General features: G+C 59.1%; 10 protein-coding genes. 5 read left to right on the plus strand and 5 right to left on the minus strand.

Translation table 11 applies throughout. The annotated features are described in order from the left end of the window. Position 1: 1 nt before the first annotated feature. Together BMZ01_RS10295 and BMZ01_RS10300 are read right to left on the minus strand one after the other, a co-directional pair. Complete coding sequence (locus tag BMZ01_RS10295; RefSeq protein ID WP_092287095.1) at positions 2 to 1,690, minus strand: DUF885 domain-containing protein; 1,689 nt, start codon at positions 1,688 to 1,690, stop codon at positions 2 to 4. A gap of 61 nt (positions 1,691 to 1,751) precedes the next feature. Next, complete coding sequence (locus tag BMZ01_RS10300; protein ID WP_092287097.1) at positions 1,752 to 2,792, minus strand: TIGR00730 family Rossman fold protein; 1,041 nt, start codon at positions 2,790 to 2,792, stop codon at positions 1,752 to 1,754. A 158-nt stretch (positions 2,793 to 2,950) separates the two neighbouring features. Here BMZ01_RS10300 and BMZ01_RS10305 point away from each other — a divergent pair, with 158 nt between their 5' ends. The 4 genes from BMZ01_RS10305 (at position 2,951) to BMZ01_RS10320 (ending at position 7,979) form a co-directional block, all read left to right on the plus strand. After that, positions 2,951 to 3,589, plus strand: coding sequence for a hypothetical protein (locus tag BMZ01_RS10305; protein WP_143067496.1), 639 nt, complete (start codon positions 2,951 to 2,953; stop codon positions 3,587 to 3,589). Between the two features lie 368 nt (positions 3,590 to 3,957). After that, on the plus strand, positions 3,958 to 5,100 hold the full coding sequence (locus tag BMZ01_RS10310) for an ROK family protein (RefSeq protein ID WP_223845979.1): 1,143 nt from the start codon (positions 3,958 to 3,960) through the stop codon (positions 5,098 to 5,100). Between the two features lie 124 nt (positions 5,101 to 5,224). Next, a complete protein-coding gene (locus BMZ01_RS10315) occupies positions 5,225 to 6,583 on the plus strand; it encodes a dicarboxylate/amino acid:cation symporter (RefSeq protein WP_092287101.1) in 1,359 nt (452 codons plus the stop codon). 10 nt (positions 6,584 to 6,593) lie between these two features. Then, the gene (locus tag BMZ01_RS10320; protein ID WP_244887609.1) at positions 6,594 to 7,979 is read left to right on the plus strand and encodes a succinic semialdehyde dehydrogenase; all 1,386 of its coding nucleotides are present in this window, start codon (positions 6,594 to 6,596) and stop codon (positions 7,977 to 7,979) included. Here BMZ01_RS10320 and bsaP read toward each other — a convergent pair. From bsaP to BMZ01_RS10335, 3 genes are all read right to left on the minus strand, one after another. Next, the gene (gene bsaP, locus BMZ01_RS10325) at positions 7,976 to 8,212 is read right to left on the minus strand and encodes a biotin synthase auxiliary protein BsaP (RefSeq protein WP_092287105.1); all 237 of its coding nucleotides are present in this window, start codon (positions 8,210 to 8,212) and stop codon (positions 7,976 to 7,978) included. The two genes, BMZ01_RS10320 and bsaP, sit on opposite strands and share 4 nt — an antisense overlap. Further along, on the minus strand, positions 8,212 to 9,222 hold the full coding sequence (gene bioB / locus BMZ01_RS10330) for a biotin synthase BioB (RefSeq protein ID WP_223846012.1): 1,011 nt from the start codon (positions 9,220 to 9,222) through the stop codon (positions 8,212 to 8,214). The genes bsaP and bioB overlap by 1 nt, the downstream gene beginning before the upstream one ends. Before the next feature lie 113 nt (positions 9,223 to 9,335). Then, positions 9,336 to 9,824, minus strand: coding sequence for a GNAT family N-acetyltransferase (locus tag BMZ01_RS10335; RefSeq protein ID WP_218140954.1), 489 nt, complete (start codon positions 9,822 to 9,824; stop codon positions 9,336 to 9,338). Between the two features lie 99 nt (positions 9,825 to 9,923). On the opposite strand from BMZ01_RS10335, the gene BMZ01_RS11275 reads away from it, so the two are divergent. After that, on the plus strand, positions 9,924 to 10,088 hold the full coding sequence (locus tag BMZ01_RS11275; protein WP_177180157.1) for a hypothetical protein: 165 nt from the start codon (positions 9,924 to 9,926) through the stop codon (positions 10,086 to 10,088). The last annotated feature ends 163 nt before the right edge of the window (positions 10,089 to 10,251 follow it).

Genomic DNA, 10,251 nt, shown 5'->3' on the forward strand with positions numbered 1-10,251 from the left:
TTTAGGAGTCCAGCAGTGCGCTGCGCAGCACCGACATGGGAATACTTCCCAAGGAGAGCGCCTCACGGTGGAAGTCCGGCAGGCTCATGCCCGCCGCCTGAGCATCGCTGCGCAGCTCCATCCAGAGCTTTTGGCCCAGCGCATAGCTGGGGGCTTGGCCGGGCCAACCCAAATAGCGATTGAGCTCAAAGTTGAGGTTCGCATCATCCATGGCGGTGTTTTCCCGAAGGAAGGCGCGCGCATAGGGAGCATCCCAAGTGGAAGTGCCCTCCGGGATGCGTTTTTGCAGGTGCACACCAATGTCCAGCACCACGCGGGCGGCGCGCAGGCGTTGAGCGTCTAAGAGCCCCATGCGGGTGCCAGGGTCTTCGTGATAACCCAGTTCAGCCATGAGTTGTTCAGCATAAAGCGCCCACCCTTCACCATGACCGGAGTTCCAGCAGGCGACGCGACGCCAACGGTTGAGCTGTTCGCGGTTGCACATGGTTTGGCCGATTTGGAGATGATGCCCGGGAACACCTTCATGGAAAACGGTGGTTAATTCCTGCCAGGTGTGGAAGGTGTTTTGGCCTTGGGGCACAGACCACCACATGCGGCCGAGGCGTTGGAAATCATCACTTGGTGGGGTGTAGAAAATACCGCCGGTGCCAGCTGGGTCAATGCAGCATTCGATGGTGCGGATCTTTTCCGGGATATCAAAGTGCGTGCCATCGAGGTCCGCGATGGCGCGGTCAGCGGTTTCTTGCATCCACGCCTGGAGGTTATCTACCCCTTCGATGCGGTAGCGTTCCTCAGCATTCAGGCGGGCAAAGGCATCGCGTACTCCTACTCCTTCGCCATAAAGCTGCTGGGCGATGGCTTCTTGCTCCGCGGTGATGCGTTGCAATTCCGCCAGGCCCCACTCATAGGCTTCATCAAGGTCAACGCGGTCGCCCACGAACTCTTGGGAGAAAAGCTCATAGCGTTCGCGGCCCACGGCATCTTCATGCGGGGCATGGGAGCAGAGGTGTTCGGCTAACCAATCGCCCATCTCTTCAAAGGCGCGGGCAGCAGCCACTAATTCTGGGGCGTCTGCCGGAACACCGAAGCTCAGCAGCGCGGAATGCTGACTATCGGCCAGGTCGGTGCATTGCTCAATAACTTCATTGAGTTGGCGCACCGCAGCGCATTTGCCCTGGCTGGCGGCTTCTGCGAGGGATTCGCGGTAGCCAGCGAGGGCTGCTGGGATATGCGCCATGCGGGCCCGGATGGTGGCAATATCTTCTTCCGTTTCGGTGGGCATCAGCGAGAAAGTATCGCGGATGGTTTGCACCGGGGAGGCAATATTATTGAGCTGGCGGAGGAACTCCCCGTTGTGGTGGAGTTCTAGCTGCAAGGTGAGGCGATCGCGCAGCACCGCGGCGGTGACGTGGTCAACATCATCGAAGCCACCATCATCATCGCCATCATCCTCGCTGATGTCATCATCATCTGCTTCATCATCGAGGGCGTCGACATCGGCAAGCATTTCGCGGGTACGCTCGGCGACCTTCTCCCAGTGTTCGGGTGAGAAGTCTTCGAGCTGGTCGTCGAAACCGGGGATACCCCAGGCGGTGGCCTCGGTGGGTGATAATTCAGCAAGGTCCTGCACGAAGGAATCGCAGGCTGCGTCCAACATGGAGGGGGTACGGCTGCTGGTCTGGGAGCTCATGAGGGTTGAGTCTAGCTATCCTCAGCCCGCACTATGGGTACTCACCCCCTTGGCACTGTGTTTAGGCCCATTTAATGCCGGGGGCACGCCATTGATACAGCGATTGGATCAAGGCATCCGTATTATCCGCCAGGATCATGGCGTCTAAATATTTTTGGGCTAAGAAGCCCTCTTCGGCCAGGTGGCGCAGCATATCCACCATGGGGTCCCAAAAACCATCCGGGCTATAAAGCCCGAAGGGGCCGCTCAGGGAACCGAGTTGTTGGAGGGTGAAGACCTCAAAGAATTCTTCTAAGGTGCCGACCCCACCGGGCAGCGCAATGAAGGCATCGGCGAGTGCTTCCATACGGGTTTTACGCTCCGACATGGTTTCCACCACCTCTAGGCGGCTTAAGCCTTGATGCCCCATTTCGCGGTTCATCAATGATGCGGGGATCACGCCGATAATCTCAGTGCCGGCGGCGATTGCTTCATCCGCCAACACTCCCATCAGCCCAATATTGCCGCCACCATAAACAATGCCGATGCCGGCTTTGGCCAGGCCGCGGGCTAATTCGCGGGCAGCGTCAGCGTATTCGGGGTTCTCGCCGGTAGCGGAACCGCAATACACGGCCACGCGGCGCACCTTGGGGCTAACGGTGTACATCATGATCGAGGGGTCTGAGGGTTGGGCGATGAAGCCCTTGCGGGCATGGAGGCGGCGCGCCGGGTTGGTGTGTCCCACCCATACCGCTAGCCCGGGCCAGCCCATATCCGCAGCGTGGTCGATCATTTGGGCAATGAGTTGGCCGCCTAGGCCAAGCCCGCGGTGGGCTTCGGCCACGTAGATCATCATCTCTGGGACTTCGGTGTGCAGGTGTGCGCGGCCGTTGAAGAAGCCGGCCCAACCGCAGCCAACGGTGGTGCCGTCTTGGAGGGCGACGATGCCATAGTCGCCGCGCTCACCATCGAATTCGAGGTAGTCACACCAGGGGTGTTCGAGCAGGTCTTGGTCGCTGAGCTCGTTATTACCGCTGCGGCGCACTTCCTCGCGAATGGCGGTGGCCCGCAATTCGCGGTCCTGCGGGGTCATGGGGCGGAAACTCAGTACCTGATCAGACATGGTTGGTTACTTTACTTCCCTTAGGCTTTTCATCCACATCGTCGGCGTTGCCGAACCAGTGCAGCGACTATGCCTTAAGCAGCAAAAAAGGACGCGGGCAGGCCGCGTCCTTGTGGTACTTAGCTAGTGCTGCGTGGGCTGCGCGGGCTTAGGCGTGCTTGCAGCAATTCTCATCGCACTCGGTGTTTTCCGGGTGCGAGCAGCAGCGGCAGGTACAGGCCTGGGCGCTGTCCTTGGAGCAGCAAGCGCACTCGCAGGTGTGCTGGTGGTTGCAGCACTCGCAGTCACAGGCACAGTTGCTGCCGCAATCGCAGGTGCAGGTGTGCGGTTCGCCGGTGGCGCAGCAGCTGCAATCACAGGTGCATTCCGCGTTCATATTCTGGCAGCAGGCGCATTCGCAGGTGCAGCCTTCCGCACAGGTGCATTCGCACTTATCCTCTTCGCCGGGCTTGCAACAATCACACTCGCAGGTGCACACGCAGGTTCCTCGGGCATCATGGGTGCAGCAATCGCACTCACACGTGCCGGTTCCTTCTTCATTGGCGCAGGTGCAGGTGCTTTCGTTGGTGGTGTCGTGCTTGCAGCATTCGCAATCACAATCGCAGGAAGCATCGCAGTTGTGCTTGTGGGTACAGCAATCGCACTGGCAGGAGCAGGTCTTAGTTTCGCAGCCGCAGCCCTCATCGTGGGAGCAGCAATCGCAGGTGCAGACTTCGCCGGCGGGGTGCGAGCAGAGTTTGCAATCGCAATTAGCGGCTGGGTTGTGCTTGGTATCGGTGCAGCAACTCATTTTGTAGGCCTCCTATAAGGCATCTGTGGATCATTTTTTGGTGGTTGCCCCAAAAAACTGCTGAGTTTTCGCGCTTTCCTGGCGCCCAACCCAGCAGTGCTTATTGAAAACATATCCTGGGGGTTTCCACATTCCACTCTACGCCCGTAAAACCACGATCCTGAACCGATTTCCCCGGAAATTTCCGCAGGTCAAGCGCTATTTATAATGATTTTTATTAGGCAGTGGTTTGCGCTGGTCAGCTCGTTCAGCACAACCTTATTGAAAATATTCAACCCGCATGAGCCATGGCCAAAGTCACAGTATTTTCTTTAGTAAAAGAACGCTGTTGCCTCCCCTAGCACCTCCGCGCCCGGGGGTAGCCCACAGCACCACATGCCCCAAGACCTAAACTATGAAGCCATGTTCACGCCGCCGCCGGAGCCCCCGATTTTTTCGCGTCCCTTGACGCCCGCGGCTAAAGCTCTGCACATCATTCGCCTCAACAAGCTCAACCACGCCGGTCGCTTAACTTTGAGGAATGAGATCGTAGCAGCCACCGGGGCCTCCCAACCAACGGTGGCGCGCGCCGTAACCGCACTATTAAACAAAGGACTCTTAAGAGAGCGCCCGGATTTAGCCGAGGTCCAAGGTCGCGGTCGGCCTTCCTCACCCCTAGAGATCGCCCCGAATGATTGGCGCCTTGCCGGCATTGCGGTGGGCACACGCGAAACTTTTGTGGCTCTTTATGACATTCACGGCCGCATTATTGCCGATACCGTGGTGCATTCCCGGGTCGCGCAAACCCAAGACTCGGATTTCTTGGAGCACATTATTGCCGCGGTGCACCGCCTGAGCACCCACGCCGGTGGCACGCTCATGAGTTTGGGTGTCACCACCTCTGGTTATGTCAGCCCGGAGGGCTGTGTTGATGCCCCGAACTTGGGTTGGCATCACATGAATTTGGCGGAGCGTCTGCGCTATCACTTTGCCTTACCTGTCAGTGTTACTTCCGCGGTTCCAGCAATCCTGGCCAGCGAAATTCAAAGCGAGGATCTCCCCGCCGCTACGGATACGCCCCCGCGGGTGCTGGTGTTATTCGCTGATGACTCCATCGGCGCTGCCTTTTCTAATGAACTAGGCGTGCACTCCATCCCAACCCTGCCCAGTACCAAGCGCGGCCCCGCAGAAGAAGTGCTCTCCACCAGCGGCTGTCTAGGCAGCGTCAGTTTGAGTGCTGCGATTCAAAGCCCGCATTTTCGCGAGGTTCTCGATGCCCGCGCCCGCGGCTTAGGCGAAGTGGCACGCGAGCTCTGCGCCGAACACCAACCCGCCACCGTGGTCCTAGCCGGCTCCGCATTTTCAGAGGATCCGCGGGCCCCAAAAATTTTTGCTGAAGTTATTCGCAGCTCTTCCCTGCACTGCCAGCCGGAATTAAGGATGATCCGCAGCCACCAAGACATGGTGCAAGCCATTGCCCGCGCCGTGGCCCTTGATCGTTTGCTGCGCGCCCCGCTCTCCCTCGGCTCAACTTTCTGAACGCCCCGCAGCGCCCCAGGACTCCTCGCACCCTCCACAACTAGACCAGTTGGTCTACTTTTGATAGACCGCTTAGACTACATCTCCACTTAGTCCTTAACGCATCAAGGAGTCCAACCCACACATGACCGCTCCACACAAAACACAAAAAACACAAACAGCACAAACGAATCAGACCGCAGAAACGCCCGAGCAACCCCCAAAGCCCGCCTGGTGGCATAACTTCGGCGCCCAGATCCTCATTGGCCTGGTCATCGGCATTATCTTCGGCCTTTTCGCCCGCCACTATTCCGCTGGCACCGACGCCCTCGCTCAGATCGCGCAGGCCTCCGGCACCCTCCTCGGCGGGCTTGGCAGCGCCTATGTACAGCTTCTTCGCATCATGGTGGTCCCCCTGGTCTTCACCGCGGTCGTCACCTCCGTCGCGCAATTACGCCAGGTCACCAATGCCGCCAAACTCGCAGTTTCCACCCTCATCTGGTTCGCCATTACTGCGTTCTTCTCAGTCCTGGCCGGTATTGGCGTTGCGCTACTGATCAACCCCGGCATCGGCGCGCACCTCGATCTCGCCGCCACCAAGGAGCCCAGCACCAGCGGCTCCTGGCTCGCCTTCTTCCAATCCGTCCTACCCACCAATATTTTCGGCATCGGCGCCACCCTCAACACCGACCACGTCGCCATTAACTTCAATGTGCTGCAAATCTTGGTGATCTCGCTGGCCATCGGCATTGCCGCCGTCAAAGCCGGCAAAGACGCCGAACCTTTCCTCAAAGTCGCCGAATCCCTGCTGAAGATCGTGCAGGTCATCCTCTGGTGGATCATCCGCCTCGCCCCCATCGGCACTGCCGCCCTCATTGGCCACGCGGTCGCACATTATGGCTGGAATGCCATCGGCTCGCTCGGCACATTCACCATCGCCATCTACCTCGGCCTCGCAGTGGTTCTCCTCATCATCTACCCAGTAGTCCTGGCCTACCACCGCCTGCCCATCCTTGAGTTCTACCGACGCGTCTGGCCGGTCACCTCCCTTGGTTTCCTCACGCGCTCCTCCCTCGGCGTCATGCCCGTCACCCAACGCATCGCCGAAGAAAAACTCGGCGTACCCAGGGAATATGCCTCTTTCGCCATTCCCCTAGGCTCCACCACCAAGATGGATGGCTGCGCCTCCATCTACCCCGCCATCGCCGCCGTTTTCGTCGCCCAATTCTTCGGCATCGCCTTAAGCCCGGTCGACTACCTGCTCATTATCGCGGTCTCGGTCCTCGGTTCCGCCGCCACCGCCGGCACTACCGGAGCCATCGTCATGCTCACTCTTACGCTGTCCACCCTCGGCCTCCCGCTCGCCGGCGCCGGCCTCCTGCTGGCCATCGACCCCATCTTGGATATGGGTCGTACCGCCGTGAATGTCACCGGCCAGGCGCTTGTCAGCGTGGTGGTCGCCCGCCGCGCCGGCATCCTCGATGAGGCCAGCTGGGATCACTAGGCTGGCGCTTATGAGCACTCCCGACATCCCCCGCCTCCTTAGCGCCCAAGCCCGCTGGGCGCAGGTCCCCCTCAAAGAACGCGCCGCGATTCTCCTTCGCCTTCACGATCTCGTGCTCGATCGCCAAGACGAACTCATGGACGCCATCCAGGCCGACACCCACAAGAATCGTCGCAGCGCCTTCGAGGAGGTCATGGATGTCGCCATCACCGCCCGCTACTACGCCCACCGCGGCCCCACGCTGCTGCGCCCCCGCCGCGCCCGCGGTGCCCTTCCGCTGCTCACCCGCACCGAAGTCACGCGCGAGCCGCTCGGCATTATCGGCATCATTTCCCCCTGGAATTACCCCCTTACCCTCACTCTTTCCGAGATGCTCCCGGCTCTTATGGCCGGCAACGCCATCCTCCTCAAACCCGATGAATTGGGCATGCGCACTGCCCGCCTGGGGATTGCTTTGCTCTCCGAGATCGGCATTCCACGCGATCTCATTCAGGTGCTCGAGGGAGGGGCTGAGGCAGGCACTGCGGTCGCGAATAACGCGAGTTTCTTGATGTTCACCGGTTCCACCCGCACCGCCCGCAAGGTAGCCGCAACCACCGGTCCGCGGCTGATTGGCCTCGCCGCGGAACTCGGTGGCAAGAACCCCATGATCATCGCCGAAGATGCTGACATCGAACTCGCCGCACACCAAGCCATCAACGCGTGCTTCAGCAATAGCGGCCAGCTCTGCGTCTCTATTGAAAGAATCCTGCTGCACCGCAGCATCGCCACCGAGTTCACCGAGCGTTTCCTCGCACTCATCAAGAACATGAACATCGGCCCGGGCCCCGGCTGGGATATCGACATGGGTGGCCTGATCACCCCCGCGCACCTGCAGCATGTCGACGCCTTCGTTCGCGATGCTCGTGAGCAAGGCGCCGAAATTCTTTGCGGTGGTCATGCTCTCCCCGAGCTAGGCGATACCTTCTATGCCCCGACAGTGCTGCGCAATGTCCCCGAGTCCGCCAAGCTTTATCGCAATGAAGTCTTCGGTCCCGTCGTCTACCTCGAGACCGTCGCCAGCCACGCCGAGGCCATTGCGCGTGCCAATGACTCCGACTTCGGCTTAAATGCCAGTGTTTTTGGGAGCCGCGCTACCGCCTGGTCTATTGCCAAACAACTCGAAAGTGGCAGCGTCAATATCAACGAAGGCTACGCCGCCACCTGGGGTTCCATTGATGCCCCACACGGTGGGTGGAAGGATTCCGGTCTCGGCGGTCGACATGGCGCGTCCGGGCTACTCCACTACACTCGCCCGCGCACCATCGCTCACCAGCGCGGCCTCACCCTCGGCGATGGCCTTCCCGCTTCCACCATGACCACGCTCCTCAAGCTGGGCAAACACGTCCTTCGCTAACGTTCGGCTTCGCTGGAGTCCACCTTCCCATGGCGCGAACATTGCGCCGACCATCCTTCTGGTCGCACCTGCACCACCATTCTTCTGCCACACAGCGGGCAATAGCGTGGCGCTTCCAACCCGGCCTGCGCTGATGGCGATAACCGTGGCGCACCCTGCTCCAGGTCCTGCCCGGTATTGGGGTGGAATCGCCAGGGTTGTCCGCCATAAAGCGCGAGGAAAAGGTCGCTCATCAGATAGTGTGCGTCAGTGCCTTGATCGGCAGCTGGATCTTGCCCAACATATCCAGATCCTTCTCCATGGGTCGACCCAAGGTGGTCAGGTAATTACCTACAATAATGGCATTCATTCCACCCAATAAGCCCTGCTCAGCACCATCATCGCCCAAGGTCAATTCCCGGCCACCAGCAAAGCGCAGCGTCGTCTTCGGCATCGCCATCCGGAAGGCCGCAATAGCTCGCAACGCATCCGCAGAACTGAGCAATTCCTGATTCTCCAAGGGCGTACCCGGGCGGGGATCCAAGAAATTCATTGGCACCTCTTCGGGCTCCACCTCAGCCAACTGCACCGCAAACTCGGCACGTTGCTCAATGCTTTCCCCCATGCCCAAGATGCCACCTGAGCACACTTCCAACCCTGCTTCGCGAATCAGCTCCAAGGTTTCTCGGCGGGACTCCCAAGAGTGCGTGCTCACCACCTTCGGGAAGTAGGATCGCGCGGTCTCCAGGTTGTGGTTATAGCGGTGCGCTCCAGCAGCTTTGAGGCGCTTGACCTGCTCCCAGGTAAGGATGCCAATCGAGACCGCCACATTAATATCCACTTCAGCCTGGATGGCTGCAATCGCATCTTCCACCTGGCGCATCAACCGCTCATCCGGGCCCTTAACCGCCGCGACGATACAAAACTCCGTCGCACCGGTTTTTGCCGTTTGCTTCGCAGCTTCAATCAACTCCGCAATGTCCAGGTTCACCGAACGAACCGGTGATTCAAAGCGCCCCGACTGCGAGCAAAAATGGCAGTCTTCTGGGCATCCCCCGGTCTTTAAAGAGATAATGCCTTCAACTTCTACTTCTTCGCCGCACCAGCGCAGACGAACTTCATGGGCAAGCTTCAGGATCTCCGGGATGAAGCGCTCCTCGAGCTTCATAATCTCGATGAGATCCGCTTCCTTGAGGCCTTCGCCCTTCTCCAGAGCCAGCTGGCGTGCGCGTTCAAATACTTCGGGGAGTTCAGTGGTGTTCAAGGTGAGGGGGCTGCCTTCCTTAGTGCATGCGGGACGAGGCCCACAAGAAAAATGTTTCTTGGGCCTCAGCATAGCCGCATTATTGAACGCTGTTCAATATGTCTCCTATGGTGCTATTTTGCTTGATCCTCCAACGCCTGGCCAGCGAGGCGCAGGGTCGTCCACTCTTCCATCCGAACCGCCCCCAAGGAGTGATAAAAACCAAGCGCCGGCGCATTCCAATCCAGGGCCGTCCACTCCAGGCGGCCATAACCACGCTCCACGCAGATCTTCGCTAGATGCCGCATCAGCGCCAGACCGTAGCCACGCCCCCGTAGCTCTTCGCGGACATAAAGATCCTCGAGCCAGATACCGTGCCGTCCGGTCCAGGTGGAAAAGTTCAAAAACCAGATGGCCATCCCCGCTAAGCGGCCGCTTTCCGCCTCAGGATCATCAATCACGTGAGCGAACGTCGCCGGATTCTCCCCGAAGAAAAGTTTTCTCAACCCTTCTTCGGTCGCCTCCACCGCATCCGGTTCGCGTTCATACTCTGCGAGTAGACGGATCAATTCCAGAATTTGAGGGATGTCTTCGGGCGTAGCTTCACGGATCAGGGTGCTCATAGAAATGTATTTAACCCTTCTCTGTCCCCAACTGTGTGTTTTCCCTATAATCTTTAGTCGTACCTAACCCCCCAATTCTTAACCTGAGGAGCTAACTTCATGGACGCAATCCTGGCTGCTTTGAACTTCCTGACCCCCGCCATCGGCCTGGTTCACAATATTGCCGCTGCCGCTGCCGCACTGGCCACCGGTAACCTCCCGGCCCTTGGCTCCGCTATCGCCAATATTGGTTCTGCTGCCCAGAGCCTCTCCGCGGTTATGTAACCTTCTACACTCCTAGGGCCCAGTCGCCAGACTGGGCCCTTTTCCTTTGCCCTGTGGATAAGTTGGCGTTATCCACAGCCTCTGAGCTGGGGTTTTATCTCGTTGTGATGTGTTGTTCGGTTAAGGAAAATGTTTTCGTCATACCCCTAGACACCCACCTACA

Origin of the sequence: Corynebacterium spheniscorum (assembly GCF_900113445.1) — a bacterium.
GTDB classification, from domain to species: Bacteria; Actinomycetota; Actinomycetes; order Mycobacteriales; family Mycobacteriaceae; genus Corynebacterium; species Corynebacterium spheniscorum.